The 22,866-nt window shown below is 39.5% G+C and carries 20 protein-coding genes and 1 pseudogene; 8 read left to right on the top strand and 13 right to left on the bottom strand.

The features are described 5' to 3' along the window. Position 1: 1 nt before the first annotated feature. Positions 2 to 1,018 (bottom strand): aspartate carbamoyltransferase catalytic subunit, encoded by a 1,017-nt coding sequence (locus ACIF8R_RS10720; protein WP_000546639.1) that lies wholly within the window; start codon positions 1,016 to 1,018, stop codon positions 2 to 4. A gap of 123 nt (positions 1,019 to 1,141) precedes the next feature. Further along, a complete protein-coding gene (locus ACIF8R_RS10715) occupies positions 1,142 to 1,486 on the bottom strand; it encodes a hypothetical protein (RefSeq protein WP_263613291.1) in 345 nt (114 codons plus the stop codon). 229 nt (positions 1,487 to 1,715) lie between these two features. Between ACIF8R_RS10715 and rlmKL the strand changes: the two genes are divergently transcribed. Continuing rightward, a complete protein-coding gene (gene rlmKL, locus ACIF8R_RS10710; RefSeq protein ID WP_263613290.1) occupies positions 1,716 to 3,920 on the top strand; it encodes a bifunctional 23S rRNA (guanine(2069)-N(7))-methyltransferase RlmK/23S rRNA (guanine(2445)-N(2))-methyltransferase RlmL in 2,205 nt (734 codons plus the stop codon). 24 nt (positions 3,921 to 3,944) lie between these two features. Here the strand turns inward: rlmKL and ACIF8R_RS10705 are convergent, their stop codons facing one another. Next, positions 3,945 to 4,361 (bottom strand): hypothetical protein, encoded by a 417-nt coding sequence (locus ACIF8R_RS10705; RefSeq protein ID WP_396480676.1) that lies wholly within the window; start codon positions 4,359 to 4,361, stop codon positions 3,945 to 3,947. 269 nt (positions 4,362 to 4,630) lie between these two features. Here ACIF8R_RS10705 and ACIF8R_RS10700 point away from each other — a divergent pair, with 269 nt between their 5' ends. Then, entirely contained in the window at positions 4,631 to 5,119 is a 489-nt protein-coding gene (locus tag ACIF8R_RS10700) for a CinA family protein (RefSeq protein WP_396480674.1), read from the top strand. Between the two features lie 56 nt (positions 5,120 to 5,175). On the opposite strand, the gene clpB is transcribed toward ACIF8R_RS10700, so the two are convergent. Continuing rightward, positions 5,176 to 7,755, bottom strand: a complete 2,580-nt coding sequence (clpB, locus tag ACIF8R_RS10695) for an ATP-dependent chaperone ClpB (RefSeq protein WP_396480672.1) — start codon at positions 7,753 to 7,755, stop codon at positions 5,176 to 5,178. 300 nt (positions 7,756 to 8,055) lie between these two features. Between clpB and ACIF8R_RS10690 the strand changes: the two genes are divergently transcribed. Further along, positions 8,056 to 8,862 (top strand): peptidoglycan DD-metalloendopeptidase family protein, encoded by an 807-nt coding sequence (locus ACIF8R_RS10690; RefSeq protein WP_396480670.1) that lies wholly within the window; start codon positions 8,056 to 8,058, stop codon positions 8,860 to 8,862. On the opposite strand, the gene ACIF8R_RS10685 is transcribed toward ACIF8R_RS10690, so the two are convergent. From ACIF8R_RS10685 to ACIF8R_RS10675, 3 genes and pseudogenes are all read right to left on the bottom strand, one after another. Further along, positions 8,856 to 9,284, bottom strand: a complete 429-nt coding sequence (locus ACIF8R_RS10685) for a GNAT family N-acetyltransferase (RefSeq protein WP_396480668.1) — start codon at positions 9,282 to 9,284, stop codon at positions 8,856 to 8,858. The genes ACIF8R_RS10690 and ACIF8R_RS10685 overlap by 7 nt on opposite strands. A 90-nt stretch (positions 9,285 to 9,374) precedes the next feature. Continuing rightward, complete coding sequence (locus ACIF8R_RS10680; protein WP_396480666.1) at positions 9,375 to 9,797, bottom strand: OsmC family protein; 423 nt, start codon at positions 9,795 to 9,797, stop codon at positions 9,375 to 9,377. 94 nt (positions 9,798 to 9,891) lie between these two features. Then, positions 9,892 to 9,972, bottom strand: a pseudogene (locus ACIF8R_RS10675) (hypothetical protein); the annotation flags it as partial. 264 nt (positions 9,973 to 10,236) lie between these two features. On the opposite strand from ACIF8R_RS10675, the gene crp reads away from it, so the two are divergent. Together crp and ACIF8R_RS10665 are read left to right on the top strand one after the other, a co-directional pair. Next, complete coding sequence (gene crp / locus ACIF8R_RS10670) at positions 10,237 to 10,944, top strand: cAMP-activated global transcriptional regulator CRP (RefSeq protein WP_000203217.1); 708 nt, start codon at positions 10,237 to 10,239, stop codon at positions 10,942 to 10,944. A 160-nt stretch (positions 10,945 to 11,104) separates the two neighbouring features. Further along, a complete protein-coding gene (locus tag ACIF8R_RS10665; protein ID WP_396480664.1) occupies positions 11,105 to 12,154 on the top strand; it encodes an NADP(H)-dependent aldo-keto reductase in 1,050 nt (349 codons plus the stop codon). Between the two features lie 56 nt (positions 12,155 to 12,210). Here the strand turns inward: ACIF8R_RS10665 and ACIF8R_RS10660 are convergent, their stop codons facing one another. The 5 genes from ACIF8R_RS10660 to ACIF8R_RS10640 form a co-directional block, all read right to left on the bottom strand. Beyond that, positions 12,211 to 12,993 (bottom strand): M48 family metallopeptidase, encoded by a 783-nt coding sequence (locus ACIF8R_RS10660; RefSeq protein WP_263613282.1) that lies wholly within the window; start codon positions 12,991 to 12,993, stop codon positions 12,211 to 12,213. 117 nt (positions 12,994 to 13,110) lie between these two features. Next, on the bottom strand, positions 13,111 to 13,428 hold the full coding sequence (locus tag ACIF8R_RS10655; protein WP_343570147.1) for a hypothetical protein: 318 nt from the start codon (positions 13,426 to 13,428) through the stop codon (positions 13,111 to 13,113). A 127-nt stretch (positions 13,429 to 13,555) separates the two neighbouring features. After that, positions 13,556 to 14,875 carry an adenylosuccinate synthase gene (locus ACIF8R_RS10650; RefSeq protein WP_100191889.1) on the bottom strand — a complete coding sequence of 440 codons (1,320 nt, stop codon included), beginning with the start codon at positions 14,873 to 14,875 and terminating at the stop codon, positions 13,556 to 13,558. Positions 14,876 to 14,939: 64 nt separating this feature from the next. Then, positions 14,940 to 16,106, bottom strand: coding sequence for an ATP phosphoribosyltransferase regulatory subunit (locus tag ACIF8R_RS10645; protein WP_032011696.1), 1,167 nt, complete (start codon positions 16,104 to 16,106; stop codon positions 14,940 to 14,942). 311 nt (positions 16,107 to 16,417) lie between these two features. Continuing rightward, complete coding sequence (locus ACIF8R_RS10640; RefSeq protein WP_396480662.1) at positions 16,418 to 17,437, bottom strand: type I glyceraldehyde-3-phosphate dehydrogenase; 1,020 nt, start codon at positions 17,435 to 17,437, stop codon at positions 16,418 to 16,420. Between the two features lie 269 nt (positions 17,438 to 17,706). Here ACIF8R_RS10640 and alaS point away from each other — a divergent pair, with 269 nt between their 5' ends. From alaS to csrA, 3 genes are all read left to right on the top strand, one after another. Then, a complete protein-coding gene (alaS, locus tag ACIF8R_RS10635; protein WP_396480750.1) occupies positions 17,707 to 20,343 on the top strand; it encodes an alanine--tRNA ligase in 2,637 nt (878 codons plus the stop codon). A gap of 65 nt (positions 20,344 to 20,408) precedes the next feature. Then, the gene (locus ACIF8R_RS10630; protein ID WP_263613279.1) at positions 20,409 to 21,689 is read left to right on the top strand and encodes an aspartate kinase; all 1,281 of its coding nucleotides are present in this window, start codon (positions 20,409 to 20,411) and stop codon (positions 21,687 to 21,689) included. A 246-nt stretch (positions 21,690 to 21,935) separates the two neighbouring features. Beyond that, positions 21,936 to 22,190, top strand: a complete 255-nt coding sequence (gene csrA, locus ACIF8R_RS10625; protein ID WP_000906487.1) for a carbon storage regulator CsrA — start codon at positions 21,936 to 21,938, stop codon at positions 22,188 to 22,190. 69 nt (positions 22,191 to 22,259) lie between these two features. On the opposite strand, the gene rnhB is transcribed toward csrA, so the two are convergent. Then, positions 22,260 to 22,826: a ribonuclease HII gene (rnhB, locus tag ACIF8R_RS10620; RefSeq protein WP_087606204.1), complete on the bottom strand. Its 567-nt coding sequence runs from the start codon at positions 22,824 to 22,826 to the stop codon at positions 22,260 to 22,262. Positions 22,827 to 22,866: the final 40 nt, after the last annotated feature.

The following is a 22,866-nucleotide window of genomic DNA, read 5'->3' as shown; positions in this document are numbered from 1 at the left end:
CTTACAACGCAATTGCTTCAATTAAACCTTGTTCTTGAAGTTGCCCTTGCATAGACAACGCCAATACAGCCATACGAACTGCAATACCGTTAGTGACCTGTTTTAAAATCACAGACTGTTCACCATCGGCAATACTCGAATCAATTTCTACACCACGGTTCATTGGACCAGGATGCATAACAATACAGTCCGGTTTAGCTAAACTAAGGCGCTCTTTGTTTAAGCCATACATTCTGTAAAATTCAGATTGCGAAGATAACGCTGGTGAATCAATACGTTCATTTTGAATGCGTAAAGCAATAATCACATCACAACCAGTAATGCCTTCGTCCATGTTATTGAACAAACGAACATGGTCACCATATTCTGAAAAACCAACTGGCAATAACGTATTCGGAGCAATCACACGAATATCTTTACATCCGAGTGTTTGAAGTGCAGCCACATCTGAACGTGCTACACGAGAGTGTTTAATATCACCGATAATGGCAACACTTAAGTCTTCAAATGGTTTTTTGGTTTCACGGCGAATTGTGAGCATATCAAGCATCGCTTGCGTTGGATGAGCATGACGCCCATCTCCGGCATTAATAATTGCGACTTTTGGACATACATCTTTAGCAATGAAATGTGCAGCACCCGAAGATGAATGGCGGACTACAAATATATCTGCAGCCATTGCCTCAAGGTTCCAAAGCGTATCTCGTAAAGTTTCACCTTTAGATGTGCTTGAACGTGCAATATCAATGTTCAATACATTGGCAGACAAACGCTTTGCTGCTGCTTCAAAAGTAGTACGGGTACGAGTCGAATTTTCAAAGAAGAGATTCATCACCGTCCGTCCTTCTAAAAGCGGGCGGTTGATTAAATTATTATTATCGTCTAAAAAGCTTTGCGCGGTATCTAAAATCTTAGTGAGGTTTTCTTTTGAAAGGCCCTCAATCGTTAAAAAATGTTTTAAATTTCCGTCTTGATTGAGCTGAACCTGGCTCGGTTGATGCAACGCTGCAATATGCATAATGGATTCCTATGGGTCGAATCGCGAAAACGTGCATAGTGTAGCTGAATTCCAGCTTTTTCGCAGAAGAACTTTACAGAATAAGACCCTAAATTGACCAGAAAATTTAGGGCCATGCCAAGATTACCTTAAAGCACCAATATAATGATGTGGAACTTGTGCCCGATAAATGTCTTCAGCCGTGATTTCTGTTTCTTCGCTCACTTGAATATTGGCGGTGATTTGTTTTTGAGGAAGCTCTGGTATTGAGTCAGTCAATGAATTTAATCGCTCAACATAGCGTTTTAGTTCATCATCATCTGTTTCCAAGGCTAGCGCCATTACATACTTTGCATAATCTTTATTTTGGACCACATACAATGCATCTATGACCCGCCCCGTGACCCTACGCATACGTACATATATTTGTGTGGACACTGAAAAAGCTTCTGCATTGGTTACAAAACCATTCCCCATCATATCTTTCATTTATATTCCCCTATGCTTTTTAAATCATAAAATTGGTTAAAAACCATTTATTAAATAAGTTTTACTCATAGAGATTTAGCAAAATACATACCAATTTTTGTTTTTTAAGCTTTAAATATCAGTTTATTGGTTGCCAAGTGATAGGTTGCAATAATTTAAAAACCTTTACACATCAAAATAAGTTAAACTTTGCATCGTTAATATTTATATGTTTTGGTCAATCGAGTTTATGAATACCTCTTTACGTTTAAACCACTATTGGATTACTTGTGCTGATGGTTTAGAAACCCTCTTACAAGAAGAAATAGAACAGCTTGGCACCAAAGTGACAGAACGTAAAGCTGGACGTTTAATCATTGAAGGGACGCTTGAGCATGCTTATCGCATTTGTATGTGGTCACGTCTCGCTTCTCGTGTTTTACTTCCAATTCATACTTATGAACTTGAACACACTCATGATGCACGTGATGTAGCAGAAGAGCTTTACGAAGGTGCAATGAGCTTTGACTGGTCACTTATTTTTGCACCACAAAGTACCTTCGCTATTCGCTTACATGCAGAGCGTGAAATTAAAGTTAATACCCAATTTGCAACGCTTAGAGCAAAAGATGGTGTGGTTGACTCCTTTATGGAAGCTGTAGGCCGTCGCCCAAGTATTGATACTAAACAGCCAGAAATTACGTTATATGTGCTTGCAGGTAAAACTGAACATACTTACTGCCTAGATTTATCTGGTGACTCATTACATAAACGCGGCTACCGTCGTTATATGACGGATGCACCGATTAAAGAAAACCTTGCTGCAGCAATTTTACAAAAAGCCAAGCTCAAAGAACGTAATCCAGAGCTTGTCTTCGACCCAATGTGTGGTTCAGGTACTTTTATCATTGAAGCATTAATGATTTTAACTGACCGCGCACCTGGTCTTGTTCGCCGTTTTGGCTTTAATGGTTGGCATGGTCATGACCGTGAACTTTGGCTTTCACTCAAAGCTGAAGCAGCAGAGCGTCATGAAAAAGCTCTTGAGCAGCCACTACCTAAGTTTTATGCGTTTGATGCAGACTGGGAAGCGGTAAAAGCAACACGCGAAAATATTATTGCGGCGGGCTTTGAAAAATTACTAGGTCAAATCCAAATTGAAGAACGTACTTTAGCTGACTGGCCAGATTTTGCAGCTGAAAAGAAAACAGCTTTTATTGTAACTAACCCTCCATATGGTGAACGTTTAGGTGATAAAGCATCAAACCGCTCTCTATATTTAGGTCTATCTGCACTTTTACAAAAACATTTCCCAAATCAATATGCAGCCATTATTGCAGCTCAAATTGAACAAGCAGACGTTTTAGCTTTTGAAGCGCCTGAAACTTTACGTTTAATGAATGGTAAGTTACCAATTTATATTCGTTTCGGTGCAATCAAACCAGAAAAAGTAACACAGCCATTCTTAGCAACTTGGCAAGCTCAACCAGTTGAAATGGAAGAAGCTCAAGACTTTGCGAACCGTTTGCAAAAAAATATGACTGCCTTGAAAAAATGGGCTACCAAAGAAAATATCTATTGCTTACGTTTATATGATGCCGACTTACCTGACTTTAACGTCGCTGTAGATTTATATGGCGATCGCTTACATGTTCAGGAATATGCACCACCAAAAACAATCGACCCTGAGAAAGCAAAAAAACGTTTTAATTTAGCACTTGCTGTAATTCGTGCTGTTACCGGTTTAAACCGCGATGCAATCTTTATTAAGACACGTGCTCGTCAAACAGGTACCAATCAATATACGAAACAAAGTACAGCTTCAAAACGTTTTATCGTTCAAGAAGGTAAAGCTAAAATTTTAGTAAACCTGACTGACTATCTTGATACAGGTTTATTCCTTGACCACCGTCAAATGCGTTTACGTATTGCTCAAGAAGCTCGTGGTAAACACTTCCTGAACTTGTATAGCTATACCTCTACAGCCAGCTTACATGCGGCTTTAGGTGGTGCTGCAAGTACTACAAGTGTTGACTTATCGAACACGTACTTGAGCTGGTCAAAAGAGAACTTCGTTTTAAATGGTTTAACTGTAGATCATGCAGATGAACAACACATGTTCTTTGCAAGTGACTGTTTTGAGTGGTTAAAAGAAGGTCACGAACAATATGATCTTATCTTTATTGACCCACCTACCTTCTCTAACTCTAAAAAGTTCTACGGTACTTTTGACGTACAACGTGACCATGTTTCTCTTATTAAACGTGCAATGAACCGTTTAACAAGTGAAGGTACGCTTTACTTCTCAAATAACTACCGTGGCTTTGAGATGGATGAAGAGATTGAAGCGCTATACGACGTTGAAGAAATTACGTCTGAAACGATCGGACTTGATTTTAAACGTAATCAAAAAATCCATCGTGCATGGAAAATTCAACATTTAGGATTGAACTAATATAAATTTGGCGGGAAGTTATTATTACTTTACGGTAATGATAACTTCGCCATGTACATTTTTCGGTTCAAACTCATAACGTGTAAAACGGTCCGCTCGATCTGGTAGCGCAACCATTTCTAATTTTTTCTTTTCTTTAATATCTATCACCTGATTTTGTTTTTGTTCTTGATAAGGTGATAACACACTCGATCTTAATGAGTTCCAGCGAACTTCTTGTAAATAGTTATCTCCTAATTCTTTACGAGCTTGATGCTGTTCTGTTTCAGGTTTCTTGGAATCATCTTGAGCTTTAGCAATAATAACGGGCAAAGATGCAGTTATCGCTCCTGTCTGAGTCGAAAGCGCACTTTCACTCATGGGCTGAGCAGCCCAAGTATTTGATAATAATACAGACATACTGCTTAAAATTACTAGCGCACACCCTTGCTTATTATTCATTAGCTACTTCCTAAAATTGTTATTGTTTGTTATATCGAATAAAACTAGCAACTTTTTAATCTTGTCGCAATGTTATAAAGAAACTTCCCGATAATTAGCATTGATCATTTTAAAACCTGAAACTCTTCACAGGCTTTTTGTGAATATTCAAGTTGTTTTTATAGATTGTTATCTCAGACTTGAACCATTCTCCTAAATCACTTATTGTGATTTTATAATTTATTTGTATTTGATTTTATTTATAAATACACACCATGTGAGGTGAAATAATGCTTCAGCAGTGCTGCCAATTACTAGAAGATCTCCAACTTAAAGTCGCATTTATTGAAAGTGCTAGCTCGGGCTACTTAACCAGCCAGTTTTCGATTCATAAAAATAGTGGTGCTGATATTTTACTGGGTGGTTTGGTCAGTTATGACCCCAGCATTAAAATTAGTATTTTAAAAGTGGACCCAAAGTTAATCGATATGTACACGGCAGAATCGCCACAGGTTACAGAAGAAATGTGTAAGCAGGATCAAACCCTATTTCAACAAGCCGATATTATTGTAAGTTGTACAGGTTTACTCAAACATGGCGGTAGTGAAACTACTGAAAAACCTGTAGGTACCTTTTTTATCTGCATTTCTTACCAAGGGCATATTTATCATTATCCTTATTTTTTATCAGGTCATGCAGAACAAAAACTTAAAACACTCACACAAAAAGTAGCCAACTCAATTATTACGCTTGTATCTTCAAATCAGCCTAAAATTTAAATATAAAAAAAGAGAATATGTTTCCATATTCTCTTTTCGGTTTTAGCAGAAAAAACTTAGCTGAGTTTCATTTTATCAAAGACCAAGTGACCATGATCGCCTTTAACTAAAATGGTATCGCCTGCAACAAACTCACCTGACAAGATTTTTTGAGCCAATGTGTTTTCAACCTGTTGTTGAATTGCACGTTTTAATGGACGTGCTCCGTATACAGGATCGAAACCAGCATCAATCAATAAGTCAAATGCGCTGTCATCTACAGTTAAGCTCATATCACGATCAACAAGACGTGAACGTAAACGATCTAACTGAATATCCGCAATACCACGAATCTGTGCTTTTTTGAGTGAATGGAAAATCACAAGCTCATCAATCCGGTTAATAAATTCCGGACGGAAATGCTGACTTACCGCATTCATCACGACTGTACGCACTTCATCATCAGTTGCACCTTCGCCAAGCTCACGTACATCTTGTGAACCCAAGTTCGATGTCATCACAATAACCGTGTTTTTAAAGTCCACTACTCGACCTTGTGAGTCTGTTAAGCGTCCGTCATCCAACACTTGTAGCAAGATATTGAATACATCTGGATGCGCTTTTTCGACCTCATCAAACAACACCACACTATATGGTTTACGACGAACAGCTTCAGTTAAAACACCGCCTTCTTCATAACCTACATAACCCGGAGGCGCACCAACTAAACGGCTAACAGAGTGTTTTTCCATGAATTCACTCATGTCGATACGAATCATGGCATCATCGCTGTCAAACAAGAAGTTCGCTAAAGCTTTAGTTAACTCAGTTTTACCTACACCCGTTGGACCTAAGAATAAGAATGATCCGCTAGGACGATTCGGGTCAGACAAACCAGCGCGTGAACGACGAACTGCATTCGATACCGCTACAACTGCTTCATCTTGTCCAACAACACGATCATGTAGAAACTCTTCCATATGAAGGAGTTTTTCACGCTCGCCTTGCATCATTTTAGCAACTGGAATACCTGTTGCAGCACTAACGACTTCAGCAATTTCATTTTCAGTCACTTTAGTACGAATGAGTTTTGGTTCTTCGTTCTCTTCAGCAACTTCGTCTTGCTCAAGTTGTTTTTGAAGCTCTGGAATTACGCCATACTGTAAACGTGCCGCTTCAGCCAAATCACCTTCACGCTGAGCTTTTTCAAAAGCAATACGCGCTTTATCAAGTTCAACCTGAGCCTGTTTGGTACCTTCTACCAAAGTTTTTTCAGATTTCCACACTTCTTCCAGATCGTTATATTCTTTCTGAACTTCAGCGATCTGTTTTTCAAGATGAGTAACTTCGGCTTTACTGCCTGCATCTTCATCTTTTTTCACCGCTTCCAATTGCATTTTTAGCTGGATTAAACGGCGATCAAGCTTATCAAGTGCTTCGGGTTTAGAGTCAATCTCCATTTTAATACGAGAAGCTGCTTCATCGATCAAATCAATTGCCTTGTCTGGTAATTGACGGTCTGTAATATAGCGATGAGACATTTTCGCCGCAGCAATAATCGCTGAGTCTAAAATTTGCACACCATGGTGAGTAGCATATTTCTCTTTTAGACCACGTAAAATCGCAATGGTATCTTCTACACTTGGTTCATCAACCAATACTTTTTGGAAACGACGCTCTAAAGCTGCATCTTTTTCAATATATTGGCGGTATTCATCTAGGGTTGTTGCACCCACACAGCGCAATTCACCACGAGCCAATGCAGGTTTCAACATGTTCCCTGCATCCATCGCGCCATCGCCTTTACCTGCGCCTACAAGCGTATGTAGCTCATCAATAAACAGGATGATTTCGCCTTCGTGTTTTGCCAAATCTTTTAAAACTGCTTTTAAGCGTTCTTCAAACTCACCACGATACTTCGCACCAGCAAGTAATGAACCTAAGTCGAGGGATAAAACACGTTTATTCTTTAAACCCTCTGGCACTTCGCCATTCACAATACGCTGTGCTAAACCTTCAACAATAGCGGTTTTACCAACACCTGGCTCACCAATGAGTACAGGGTTGTTTTTTGTACGACGTGACAAGACTTGAATGGTACGGCGAATCTCATCATCACGCCCAATCACCGGATCAAGTTTTCCAGATAAAGCCCGCTCAGTTAAATCAATCGTATATTTATTAAGTGAGTCACGTTGGTCTTCGTGATTATTACTCATGACTTTGTCACTACCTCGAATATGTTCAATTACTTTGCGTAAGCTGTCGGGAGTTACACCTACGGCACTTAAAATATTTTTTGTTTCGCCAGTTTCTGCCAAGCCTAATAAAACCCAGTCAGTTGACAAAAATTCATCACCTGCTTTTTGCGCATATCGATCTGCCAAGTTAAGCGCTTTAACTGCTTCTGGGTTTAAATTGACATCGCCTGTCGGATTCGCAATGGTCGGAGCATCTTTTATAGCTTGCTCAAGCTTTTGTTTAAGTTCAGGTAATCGCGCACCTGCTTGTTGCAACAAGCTAATATTTGAAGGCTCTTCTAATAAGGTACTCAAAATATGAATACCTGCTATAGCGGTATGGTCTTTACCCATCGCTAAAGATTGAGCATCTGAAAGGGCTTGCTGCAAGCGGTTTGTAAATTTTTCAAAACGCATTCTTGTTATTCCTCACAACAAATTTGTACTTGTCTAATAGATGGGAACACTTTTTCGGATTTCAAATAAATTTTTATATATTTTTCATAATGTTATAAAAATAACAATAAGTAAAACTCCATTATAATATGGGTTTGTTTTGTATATATTTCAAGTACACTTCAGCTACATTTTATTAAATCACTTAAATATTTATATTTAGTTTCGTTTGCTCTACTCTTTTCACAAAGTCTTCATTGAGAATTCTAAAAATAAGAATTAATTTATCCGGCTAATTCCATCCTGTTTTTGAAATTTAAAATGCATTTAAAACATATTATATTAACAACTTGTCTTTTTAGCTCGACTCTCGCAATGGCGGAGTTACCCCAAGACTCAAGAAGACCCGGTGGAATTGCAGTCATTCCATTAACTGCCGATATTACTCAGGTCACTTTTCAACAGAAACCGGTTTTAATTAGTCAGGAAGGCCATCAACGTTATGCTGTAGTTGGTATTCCGTTATCTACCCCACTTGGCAGTGTTCAGCTCAATACCAATAAAGCTCCTATTCCAATAGAAGTTAAGTCTTACCCTTATGCTGAGCAACGAATTAAAGTCACTAACCAAGACTACGTAAACCCCAACCAAAGTCAGTTAGACCGTTATGCACAAGAAGCGAAAGAACAAAATGATATTTATAGTTCTTTTACATCAAGTTCATGGCAAAGCTTACCCAAATTTATACGCCCAACTACAGGAAAATTTACCAACTCGTTTGGAAGAAAACGTTTCTTTAATGGAGAAGAACGTGCGCCTCACTCAGGTCTCGATATCCCAGCACCTGTAGGTCAAAAAGTAATTGCTCCAGCAGATGGTGTAGTCATTCAAACAGGAAATTATTTCTTTAATGGACAAACTGTATTAATTGATCACGGCCAAGGCTTAATTAGCATGTTTTGCCATTTAAGCGCGATAAAAGTAGAAAAGGGACAACATATCCGCCAAGGAGAAACTTTAGGTTTAGTGGGCAAAACAGGCCGTGTGACGGGCCCTCATTTACATTGGGGTATGAGCCTTAACAATGCTCGGGTAGATCCGCAGCTCTTTTTAAACCGAGCTCAATAATTTAACGGTTTACGAAAGTACTTTGGTGCCTCTACATAGCCTTCTCTTAGGTAAAACTGATGCGCCAAAGGCCTTTGCATTCCAGAATGCAGTTCCATCCGGTCACAGCCACGTTGCCTTGCTAACCGCTCTGCTTCTTGCACAAGCAAATGCCCCAGTCCTTTACTGCGCATATTCTCATCCACACACAGATAACAGATTTTGGCAAAGTCTCCTTTTAAAGCAATTTGTGGAATAAAATAAAGCGATAAAACACCATACACATTTAGATTGTCAGTTGCTACCAATGTAATTGCATTCGAGTCTTTACTTAATCTTTGAAATTGTTCCTGAACTACTTTTAAAGGCTGCGAATATCCCATTTGTTTCAGTAAGTGGCATATAGTCTCAGTATCTTCCCATTGAGCTAAACGGATATTCACCCAAATTCTCCTTATATTTTTTGAATTATTCTTATCATAAAAAAAGCCAACATGACTGTTAGCTTTTCTTTTTCAGGTATTCACATGAAATTATGCAGCTTCAATAATCTCAAAATCGTGAGTAATTTCTACGCCACCATCAGATAACATTTTACTTGCAGAACAATATTTTTCAGCAGATAGCTCTACTGCTTTTGCAACCTGTTTTTCTTTTACAGCTGTACCTGTTACCACAAAGTGCAAATGAATTTTGGTGAAAACGGCTGGAATCGCATCTGCTCGCTCAGCTTTAAGCTGACATACGACATTCGTCACATCTTGACGAGATTTCTTTAAAATAGTCACAATATCAAACGAAGCACACCCACCAAGTCCCATTAATATCAATTCCATAGGACGTGGTCCACGGTTTTCACCACCATACTCAGGTGAGCCATCCATCACTACACTATGACCGCTCTCTGATTTCGCTTCAAAAGCAACATTCTCTAGCCAATGTACACTTGTTTGCATTGCAACTACCCAAAAAAAATTATAAATTTAAGCAGGGTCTGTTGACATTTCATCTATGGATTGCGTAATAGCTAAAAATTAATCCAAATAAAAACGCAAAACACAGACAAGGGCAATCCTTTGTCCAGTTTTGTAATAAAGTTTGTTAAATTTCAGCCAAAATCTGAGGTGCGATTCAAGCATCTTAGGTGCAGCGCAAGACCAGATTTTTTGTGCGTTTCGTTGTTTAGCTCTATTTATTTAGTATGACTAAATTCCATAGTTCTTGCTTCGTAACGTCTAGAAAAATCGTCTTATGTCGCAACCATCTGTGAAATGTCAACAGGCCCTTGTTTTGTACACTAACATAAAATGAGTTGATAAGGAATTTCATCTCTTCTGTGTAATAGCTCATCTCGAGCTTGTGTGAATTGTTTACCCTATTCGGAACATATCAAGCATGACTTCAAATTTTTCACAACTCAGCACAGATGCTTTATCTCCGGGGCAACTACCTGAATCCGTTAAAGCATTGTTAAAGCGTGCTCACATCAACAGATATCCAAAACGAACCACAATTGTTGATGCCGGAACAGAGTCAAAATCTTTATACTTAATTTTAAAAGGCTCAGTTTCAATTATTTTACGTGAAGATGATGAGCGTGAAATTGTTGTGGCATATTTGAATCCTGGTGACTTCTTTGGGGAAATGGGGCTTTTCGAACCGAACCCTCAACGTACAGCTGAAGTTCGTACCCGTGATGTCTGTGAAATTGCAGAAATTTCATATGACAACTTCCATGAACTAAGCAAACAGTATCCAGATCTCAGCTATGCCGTTTTCGCGCAACTTGTTCGTCGTTTAAAAAATACAACTCGTAAAATGACTGACCTTGCATTCATTGATGTGTCTGGTCGTATTGCACGTTGCTTAATCGACTTATCTTCGCAACCAGAAGCAATGATCTTGCCGAATGGTCGTCAAATTCGTATTACCCGTCAAGAAATCGGACGTATTGTCGGGTGTTCACGAGAAATGGTTGGCCGTGTATTAAAGACCTTAGAAGATCAAGGTATGATCCAAACAGATGGTAAGGCTATTCTTATTTTTGATACTTCACTAGAAGAAACTCCAGTCACTGACGAAGACTATGATGACGAAGAATAATTACTCGTAATTATTTAATAAAAAGCAAACTTCGGTTTGCTTTTTTTATATGCAACAATGAGTTAATACACAAAGCTTACAAACTATTCTGTTTTTATGATTTAAGTTGAATACATATTTTCCGTTAGGCTAACTTAAAATTTCTCAAGGATTTCGCAGTATGCAATTTAAACCACTTGGTCACACAGGCATTAACCTTCCAGAAATTTGCTTAGGTACCATGACATTTGGTGAGCAAAATACTCAACAAGAAGCATTCGAACAGCTCAATTACGCTTTAGAACACGGTTTATATTTTTGGGATACGGCAGAGATGTATTCCGTACCTCCTAAACCAGAAACATACGGCGCGACTGAAACCATTTTAGGCAATTGGTTTGCACAGCATGGTCAGCGCGACAAAGTATTCCTTGCTTCAAAAATTGCAGGTCCTGGCTTTGGTGGAACCCATATTCGAGAAGGCCATACCAAGTTCAATAGTGACCATATCTCACAAGCGATTGATGGTTCACTTAAACGTCTCCAAACAGACTATATCGATCTCTACCAATTACACTGGCCAGAACGTCACACCAACTTCTTTGGAACACTCGCTTATGGCAACCAGCAAGCATACAATGATTATGACACTACGCCTCTAGAAGAAACTTTACTTGCCCTTCAAAAAGAAATTAATCGAGGTCGTATTCGTTATATCGGTTTATCTAACGAGACCCCGTGGGGCACCATGAAGTTTCTACAACTTGCTGAAAATTTAGGTGTGAGTAAGTTTGTAAGTGTGCAAAACCCATATAGTCTGCTTAATCGTACCTATGAAATAGGCATGTCTGAGATTGCCAAATATGAAGGAGTAGGTTTACTTGCGTACTCTCCTCTTGCTTTTGGTTATTTAACTGGCAAGTTCAGAAATGGAGCACGACCTGCAAATGCTCGCGTTACTCTATTTCCACGCTTTAGTCGCTACAGTAATCCACAAAGTGAATGGGCAACTGAACAATATGCACAGCTCGCTGAAAAGCATGGTTTAAGTCTGACTCAATTGGCTCTGGCTTTTATTAAGCAGCAGTTCTTTGTAACAAGCACAATTATTGGTGCGACCAATTTAGAGCAGCTCAAAGAAAATATTCAGGCTTTTGAAATCGAGCTTTCACCAGAAATTTTACAAGGTATTGAAGCCATTCATATACAACAGCCAAACCCTGCCCCTTAAAAACAAAAAACGGATGCTTGAGCATCCGTTTTACATTCACGTTAAAGTTTTAAAACTTATCTACGGCCATTATAAATAGCTAATGCTGCAGGTAAGTTTTTACGCATGTCATTAATACGTTGAGCGTTAGATGGGTGAGTAGACAAGAAAGATGAACCACCAGCACCTTCAAGTTTGTTCATTTTTTCCCAGAGGGTAATAGCAGCATTTGGGTTATAACCCGCACGTGCCATTAACATTAAGCCGCCTTGGTCAGCACGGCTCTCTAAACTACGCGAATATGGTAAGCCCACCCCTACTTGCGAACCTAGTTGTGCAGCAGCCGCTCCTAATTGGTTAACGTTACCGCCACCTGCATAGCTTAAGCCAATATTTAATGCCAAATCAGTTAAAGCCTGAGCACCAATTTTACTTTTCGCATGCTCTTCTAAAGCATGTGTCATCTCGTGGCCCATAACAGCTGCAATTTCAGCATCCGTTAGGTTTAGCTTATTCACAATACCTGTGTAGAACACGACCTTACCACCTGGGGCAACGTACGCATTAACAGTATCTGATTTCAGTACAGCTAACTGCCAGCTAAATGGCTGCCCTGTTTGATTTACTTGGTCAGCATAAGGTTTTAAACGGTTGAAAACAGAATTAATACGGCTATAGGTACTTGAACTTGTATCTAAAGTCCCTTTAGCACGTGCTTCCTGCACCATTTTAGTAAAACCTTGTGCAGATTGAGCATTTAAGGTTGCTGTATCTGCACCTGCCATGTCCGCCATTGTTGCGCAACCCGAAATTGTTACGACACCAGCAGCACATAAGCTTAAAAAAAGTTTTTTATTCATTAACATGGTTCACCTAAATCGTTAAAAAAACTGTTTATTCTTTTGCACTTATTATAAGAAATAGCACACAAGCTTTGAATCTCTCATTTCTTCACGATCATAGTATTTATGTAACGATCAAGCAGATAAAGTCATCAAATAAATCCAGAACAGTAAACATATTATATTTAAGACAAGATAGACATGGCTTAAAGGCTTAACTTTCGCTTCAAGAGAGGGGCTTGTTCTTTTCCATAATAGATAACTGTTTTGTATAAGAACAACCGGAATCAAGATACAAGCTATCAGAACAGAAAGGCTCATGAATGCTGTCATAAAGAAGTCAGGATTATAATTTTGACCATAAATAACTAACATAGCCAACGTTGGCGAACCACCGATCGCAAATAAAAAAGAATAAAAAATGGTTTTTGAAATTGTTGGTTGTAATTTCATTTTTAGTTCATCATCCATGACATAACTTTTATTTCTGTTTTAATCTGAATTAGACAAAACCGAAACTGCACTTTAGTCGGATATAAAAAAAGCCCCCTATTCAGGAGGCTTTTATTATCTTTGCAAATTAAGCAGAGAATGGATGACGTAAAACAATTGTTTCTGCACGGTCTGGACCAGTTGAAACGATATCAATCGGACATTCGATTAATTGTTCAATACGTTTCACATAAGCCAACGCATTTGCAGGTAATTGGTCAATGCTAGTCAAACCAACAGTTGACTCGCTCCAACCTGGCATAGTTTCATAAATTGGTTTCAAGCATTCAAAAGAAACCGCATCAGAAGAACCTACACAACCTGAATCAGTATTTTCATAACCTACACAGATTTTTACTTCTTCTAAACCGTCTAGAACGTCAAGTTTAGTCAAGCAAATACCTGAAAGTGAGTTAACGTCTACAGAACGACGTAAGATTTCGGCATCAAACCAACCACAACGACGTTGACGACCAGTAGAAGCACCAAATTCGTGACCTACAGTACCTAAGTGTTTACCAATTGGGTCACCAGAATCACTTGCTGCATCGTAAACTAATTCAGTTGGGAACGGACCAGCACCTACACGTGTTGTATAAGCTTTAGTAATACCTAATACATAGTCAAGATGTAAAGGACCCATACCAGAACCAGAGCTTACGCCACCAGCAGTTGTATTTGAGCTAGTCACATACGGATAAGTACCGTGGTCGATGTCTAAAAGTGAGCCTTGAGCGCCTTCAAACATTACAGGCTTACCTTCTTTGCGGTAGTCATGTAACACTTTAGTCACGTCAATCACTAATGGAGCAAGCACTTCGCGCCATTCGTTGCAAAGAGCCAATACATCTTCAAATTTAACTGCTTCTACGCCGTAGAACTGAGTTAATTGGAAGTTATGTAACTCAAGCATTTCTTGGAGTTTTTCTTCTAACGCTGCACCACCACGAACAAGGTCAGCAACACGCACTGCACGGCGAGCTACTTTGTCTTCGTACGCAGGGCCAATACCACGACCTGTAGTACCGATCTTAGCGTTACCACGTTTCTTCTCACGAGCCTGATCAAGAGCAATGTGGTTAGGCAAAATAAGTGGACAGTTTGGAGAAATGCGTAGACGTTCTTTAACTGGAACACCTTCAGCTTCCAAAATTCCCATTTCTTCAATTAATGCTGCTGGTGAAAGCACCACGCCATTACCAATTAAGCACAATACGTTTTCACGTAAAATGCCTGATGGAATGAGGTGCAATACAGTCTTTTTACCACCTACGACAAGAGTATGACCTGCGTTATGTCCGCCTTGATAACGTACTACCGCAGCCGCTTGATCTGTGAGCAGGTCGACGATTTTACCTTTACCTTCGTCGCCCCATTGGGTACCAAGTACCACAACATTTTTGCCCATAATAGCCTCATTACATCATGCTGTTAAAATTGGAAACCATCAGTAAAAAACTTACCGCTGGCGTTTAAATCTTTTCAATATTCCATTGACCGTTTTGCGATACAAGCTGATGTGTCGCATAAGGAATAGAACCTAAATTATCATTACCTAACAATTGAACTACACGTAAACCTTGTGAACGTGCATTTGCAATTGCTTTAAGCAAATCTGCATCAGTACCTTTTGGTGCCACCACAGTTTCAATTTCAGCAAACTGATTTGCCCCTAAGGCATATAAATCACAACTGAAACCAGTAGCAGGACGTGCGCGACCAAAGTGTTCACCAATACCATCATAACGGCCACCTTGCGCTAAAGGTGCAGCACGGTTCGGCGCATAAACTGCATACATCAAACCAGTGTGATAGTGGTAACTGCGAAGCTCGACAACGTCAATTCCAACATTAAGTGCTGGCCAACGGTTTTTAATTTGTTCAAGTGTAGTTTTGAGTGCATTTAATGCAGCATCAAATTCAACATCTTTTAAAATATCTGTACTTAAATGAGTTTGTAATGCTTCTAAATCACTTGCATAGCGACCAAGTGCATAGAAGTCTGAACCCATATTTAAATTTTGAGTAAATTCAGCCAACTCAGGTAATGCTTTTCTTTGATAAAGATCAGATAACTCATGCTCTTCATTTTTAGAAAGGCCAGCATATTTGACTAAGCTGCGAAATAGCCCTACATGTCCTAAGTCTAAATGTGCGCCTTGCAATGTATAAGCATTTTCAATGAGCCCAAGCATTACATCGACCATTTCAACATCAGCTTCAATACTATCGTGGCCATATAGCTCTGCACCTAATTGTAAAGGTGCGCGAGTCGCATTGAAATTTTGTGGTTTTGTATGTAATACAGTCCCTGCATAACAGTAACGTGCAACCCCTTCAACAGGTCTTACATGTGCATCAATACGTGCAACTTGAGGTGTCATATCAGCACGGATACCGAGTAAACGGCCTGAAAGCTGGTCAATCACCTTAAAAGTTACTAAATCCAGGTCTTGATTTGATTCTGATAATGAAGACAACGATTCGATGTATTCGATAAATGGTGTATATACCAGTTGATAACCTCTTACTGAGAGGAAATCTATAGCTTCACGGCGAAGTTTTTCAATGACTTGCGCCTGTTCCGGCAATACATCTGCTACCCCGTCAGGCAGCAACCATGTCTCTGAAATGGTCATATTTCAAGCCTAAAATCTGATCAACGTGGAACGACCCCACATAAAAAAATCGGGAACACACCCGATTTCTCTTAGTGTAGCATGATACTTTGTGCCATGCACCTGACAATTTGCATAAATCTTTCTTAATAAACTCTAAAGTCAAAAAGAAGATAATAAGAATAAACAATAATATTCAATGCCTTACTCTTATTCAATTTAGTTACTTACTAAAGTTCTTCGACTAAAGAAAGGGCTAATATCTGAGCTATCGCCTTGTTTCCAACTAACCAACCTTAACTGTTGAATAGCTTTCTTAAGTTATTTTAAATTTAGAAAGAATCACACAAATCTAATAATCGATTTGCATAGCCCCATTCGTTATCGTACCAAGCAAATACTTTAGCTTGATGACCAACAACCATAGTTTGGGTTAAATCAACAATAAGTGAATAAGGTGAATGATTAAAATCACTTGAAACTAGTGGTTCATCAGTCACTGCCATAATTTCCGCATAATCTGTTTGAGAAGCTTTGATTAACAATTCATTAATATGATGCACAGTAATTGGAGATTGTGTGATAAACGTTAAATCAATTGCAGCCACATTAATGGTAGGAACTCGAATTGAGTAGCCATCAATACGGTCTTCCATTTTCGGCATCACACGTTTTAATGCGCCAAGTGCACTAGACGTAGTCGGAATAATATTTTGCCCAGAAGCTCTAGCACGACGTAAATCACGATGCGCATGATCAAGCACTGACTGATCGGCTGTTACTGCATGAATTTCAGTCATGAGCGCAGTTTCAATACCAAATGCATCATCAATAATTTTTACCAATGGCACCAAAGCCTGCGTAGTACATGACACACTAGATATGATTTGATCAGTTGCTTTTACATCGGCATGGTTAACACCATAGACAATTGCAGCATCGACATGGTCAAAAGGTGCAGCCCCAATAATGACTCGCTTCGCCCCTGCCTGTAGATGGCGTGTTGCATCAGCATGAGAACGGAACAAGCCTGTACATTCTAGTACAACATCAATTTGCAAGCTTGCCCACGGTAAAAGTTCTGGTTGTTTTTGCTGAAGAACTTCAACTTTCAAATTTCTTTGGTTAGATCGAATATTTAAATAAATCTTTTCATTTTCAATAGCTATGTCAACTTTGCCATTAAAACGACCATGGGTTGAATCATATTTAAATAAATGCACCAATGTCTGTACATCTGCTATATCGTTAATCGCCACGATTTCAAAATGAAATTGTTTCGGGCTCTCAAACCAGGCGCGTAAAACATTACGTCCAATCCGGCCAAACCCATTAATGGCGATACGTTGCATGACCTATCCTTATCTACAAAACCAGAAACGAAAGAAGGCATATAGTAAAACACGTCAAGGCTAATTGAATATAGATTTTTAGCCAAATCACAGTTTTGTAAGATATTCCCTCTAAAATCGTTGGTTCGGTGGGGTTTTTCCGTTACAATTTAGCGTTTTTTAAAAATAAGCCCCGTGTCACATGCGAGATTTGTGAACAAACAAACTTGTAGTGATGCTTTTAGCCAAATTCGAAAATATGGAGTGACTTGGTTGTGAGTACTCGTTTAATGACATCTGCTGAAATTCGTGAAGCATTTTTGCGCTACTTTGAAACGCAAGGGCATACACGTGTCGCGTCGAGTTCTCTTGTTCCTGCCAACGACCCAACTTTATTATTTACAAATGCTGGGATGAACCAGTTTAAAGACTGTTTTTTAGGTCTTGAGAAACGTGACTATGTACGTGCCACAACATCACAAAAATGTGTACGTGCAGGCGGTAAACATAACGATTTAGATAACGTCGGCTATACAGCTCGTCACCATACATTCTTTGAAATGTTAGGTAACTTCTCATTTGGTGACTATTTCAAACGTGATGCGCTTAAGTTTGCTTGGGAATTTTTAACCAGCGAACAATGGCTTGCTTTGCCGAAAGATCGTTTATATGTAACGGTTTATCATACCGATGATGAAGCGTATGACATCTGGAATAAAGAAATTGGTTTAGCACCAGAACGTATTATCCGTATTGGTGATAACAAAGGCGAAAAATACGCTTCAGATAACTTCTGGGCAATGGGTGATACAGGTCCATGTGGCCCATGTTCTGAAATTTTCTTTGACCACGGCGACCACATTTGGGGTGGTTTACCTGGTTCTCCTGAAGAAGATGGCGACCGTTTCATTGAAATCTGGAACAACGTTTTCATGCAGTTTAACCGTACTGCTGATGGCGTACTTCACCCTCTTCCAGCTCCATCTGTAGATACAGGTATGGGCTTAGAGCGTATTTCTGCTGTATTGCAACATGTTAATTCAAACTATGACATTGACCTGTTCCAACACTTATTAAAAGCTGCTGCAAACATTATTGGTATTGAAGACGAAGGTCAGCCTTCTTTACGTGTTGTTGCAGATCATGCGCGTTCTTGCTGTTTCTTAATTGCTGATGGTGTGAACCCAAGCAATGAAGGTCGTGGCTATGTACTTCGCCGTATTATCCGCCGTGCTGTGCGTCATGGTAATAAGCTTGGTGCAACAGGCACATTCTTCTACAAAATGTTGCAACCTTTAATCGAAGTTATGGGTGATGCATACCCAGAACTTGCAGCGCGCAAAGATGTGATTGAAGCAACTTTAATTCGTGAAGAAGAACAGTTTGCTAAAACACTTGAGCAAGGTTTAAAACTACTTGAAGGTGAACTTGCTCAGTTAAAAGATAAAACTATTCCTGGTGCGACTGTATTTAAACTTTACGACACTTATGGCTTCCCAACAGACTTAACTGCTGATATTGCACGTGAACGTGGCTTTATTATTGATGAAGCTGGCTTTGAAGTTGAAATGGCTGCACAACGTCAACGTGCGCGTGACGCTGGTAAGTTTGCAGTTGACTATAACAACATTGTAAAAGTCGAAGGTGAAACTCAGTTCGACGGTTATATCAATACAACTGGTCAAGGCGAAATTGTAGCGATCTATAAAGATGGCGTACAAGTTGATGAAGTTTCTGAAGGTGACGAAGCGCTTATCGTTCTAAACCAAACTCCTTTCTATGCTGAAAGTGGTGGTCAGATTGGTGATACGGGTATCTTCAAAAACGAAACTGGTATTTTTGAAGTTCAAGACACCAAAAAGTCTGGCGGTGCCTTTGTTCATCAAGGTATTGTGACCGTTGGTAACCTCAAGGCAAATCAAAATGTAGAAGCGATTGTTAAAGCAGACATTCGTGAAGCTACTGCGCGCAACCACTCAGCAACTCACTTGTTACATGCTGCCCTTCGTCAAATCTTAGGTTCACATGTACAACAAAAAGGTTCTTTAGTTGCAAGCGACATCTTACGTTTTGACTTTGCAAATGACCAACCTGTTTCATTTGAACAATTACAACAAGTTGAACGTCTCGTAAATGCTGAAGTTATTGCCAATACTCCAGTGACGACTGAACTTCTCGACATTGAAGCTGCGAAAGCAAAAGGCGCAATGATGTTGTTCGGTGAAAAATATGGCGATGAAGTTCGTGTACTCTCTATGGGTTCAATCATTGATGAGAAAAACTTCTCAATTGAACTTTGTGGTGGTATTCACGTAAAACGCACAGGTGATATTGGTTTATTCAAAATCACTTCTGAAGGTGGCGTAGCTGCTGGTGTACGTCGTATTGAAGCAGTAACTGGTACTAAAGCGTTAGAAGTGGTACAAAAAGCTGATAATGATATTCAGCACATTAATAGCTTACTAAAAGCACAGAAAGACCAAACAGTTGAGCGTGTACAAGCCAATGTAGAATTGGTTTCTGCACTACAAAAGCAGATTGAACAGCTCAACCAAAAATTGGCAAACTTCCAAGCGGCTGACTTGATTGACCAAGTACAAACCATTGCTGGTCGTCAAACGCTTATTACCACTGTTCAAGGTGTTGATGCCAAAGCGCTTCGCAACTTACATGACAGTGTGAAATCAAAATTAGAGAACGCAGTGATTGTGTTAGCAGGTGTAGAGGGTGACAAAGTCAGCCTGCTTGCATCAGTCGCGTCGCAATACACTGCAAATCTAAAAGCAGGTGACATCATCAAACATCTAGCAACTGAGTTAGGTGGTAAAGGTGGTGGTAAACCTGACTTAGCACAAGGTGGCGCGCCACTTAACGAGAAGTTTGGACAAGTTATTGCAGCATTGCCTGCTTGGCTTGAACAAAAATAAGACTTCACTTTTTGTGTAACTGACCCTGAAAAGCCTCTCAGGGTCATGGCTTATATGGAACAACTATGGCATTAATCGTTCAAAAATATGGCGGTACTTCTATGGGTACCCCCGAGCGCATTTTAAATGTTGCTCGTCGTGTGAAGCGTTGGCATGATCACGGTCACAAGGTTGTTGTGGTCGTATCTGCAATGAGTGGTGAAACAAACCGCTTACTTGCCCTCGCTAAAGCCATTACCGAAACACCTGACCCACGCGAGTTAGACCAAATGGTTTCAACCGGTGAACAGGTGACGATTTCCATGTTAGCTATGGCACTTAATTCGATTGGTGTGGAAGCTAAATCCTATACCGGACGTCAAGTCGGTATTAAAACTGACAGTGCATTTACCAAGGCGCGTATTGAGTCGATTGACACAGATGTCATGACCAATGACCTAGATGCAGGCCGTGTTATTGTGGTTGCAGGCTTCCAAGGCTTTGATGCCAATGGAAACACAACAACTCTAGGACGTGGTGGTTCAGATACTTCTGGTGTTGCCATTGCAGCTGCACTTAAAGCAGATGAATGCCAAATCTATACTGACGTTGATGGTGTTTACACTACAGACCCTCGTGTTGCTCCTAAAGCGAAGAAAATTGATCGTATTTCTTTTGAAGAAATGCTAGAAATGGCATCATTAGGTTCAAAAGTTTTACAAATTCGCTCAGTAGAATTTGCCGGAAAATATCAAGTTCCTTTACGTGTATTATCAAGCTTTGATAATGATGAAGACGGCGCATTTGACGACGAATTTAAAGAAAATGTAGGTACACTCATTACTACTGAGGCAGAAGACAATATGGAACAGCCAATCATTGCAGGTATTGCTTTTAACCGTGACGAAGCAAAATTAACGATTTTAGGTGTACCTGATGAACCAGGTATTGCTTCTAAAATTTTATCACCAGTAAGTGATGCCAACATTGAAGTGGACATGATAGTTCAAAATGTTGAAGAAGATGGCACAACTGATTTTACTTTCACAGTAAACCGTGTTGATTTAGCGAAAGCTGAAAAAATCTTAAATGAAACTGCCAAAAACATTGGTGCACGTGAAGTTTCAACACGTGACGATATCGTAAAAGTTTCAATTGTTGGTGTGGGTATGCGCTCACATGCTGGTGTAGCAAGTAAGATGTTCACTGCCCTTGCAGACGAAGGCATCAACATCCTTATGATTTCAACTTCTGAAATTAAGGTTTCTGTCATTATTGATGAGAAATATCTAGAACTTGCAGTTCGTTGCCTACATACCGCTTTTGGTTTAGATCGCGAACACGGTGAAAGCAGCGCCCGCGCTTAATTTTACCAAACGGTCAAGAATTCATTCAAAACTGTTTACTTGTCCGACAATAATCAAAGAAAACACAGAGCCGCTATAGTTTTTTTTATAGCGGCTCTGTTATATTAAACGGAAAGTTTTTTGGCAGAGATTATCAAAATATGACTTTGTTCTCATATTTCTGTTAGAATCTGACTGAAAACTGAGGTTGAGCTTTTTATTTGGGTACCAATATTGCAGTTTTAAGCGTTTAGCAAGGAGATAAACATGCTGATTCTGACCCGCCGTGTCGGGGAAACATTAATGATTGGGGATCAAGTCAGTGTTACTGTGCTTGGCGTCAAAGGAAACCAGGTTCGAATTGGTGTGAATGCGCCAAAAGAGGTTTCTGTTCATCGCGAAGAAATTTATCAACGTATTCAACATGAACGTGCAATGCATGAACACCTTCAACATCTTGATCAAGATTATCAAGTTTCATATGAAGATGATAATTATGCACAGAAAAACTTCAATCGTTAGTATGAAGTTATTCTCTCCCTAATTAAAGCGACTTTATAGTCGCTTTAAATTTTTTGGGAGTATGTAAATTTATAGACCTAATGCACGTTTTACTGGTGCATAACTACGACGATGCTGATCGATCACGCCATGAGCTGCAATCGCTTCAAAATGTGCTTTTGTTGGATAACCTTTATGTTTTCCAAAACCAAATAATGGATATTGCTGATCTAATTCTGCCATTTGGCGATCACGTGTGACTTTTGCCAAAATACTCGCTGCACTAATCTCGGCATGACTAGCATCACCACCAACAATCGCTTCACAAGGAATAATGATTCCTTTCGGAATTTGGTTGCCATCTACAATGACTTTTTGAGGCTGTGTTTTTAGGCCTTCCACTGCTCTTTTCATTGCTAAAAATGTTGCCTGCAAGATATTCAGCTCATCAATTTCCGCATGTGTCGCTTCCGCTATTGACCATGCTAAAGCTTTTTCCTGAATTTCAATAAACAACTTTTCACGTTTCTTTTCAGTTAATTTTTTAGAATCGTTTAATCCTAAAATTGGATTGTTCGGATCTAAAATAACAGCTGCAGCAACAACTGAACCCACTAGTGGGCCTCGCCCCGCCTCATCTACGCCTGCAACAAACATGTATACTCCAATAAAAAAAAGAGGCCGATCAATATGAGTC

The organism is Acinetobacter sp. ABJ_C4_1 (assembly GCF_044538495.1).
GTDB classification, from domain to species: Bacteria; Pseudomonadota; Gammaproteobacteria; order Pseudomonadales; family Moraxellaceae; genus Acinetobacter; species Acinetobacter nosocomialis_A.
The sequence above is the reverse complement of the archived record's forward strand: the minus strand, read 5'-3'. Positions and strand labels throughout refer to the sequence as shown.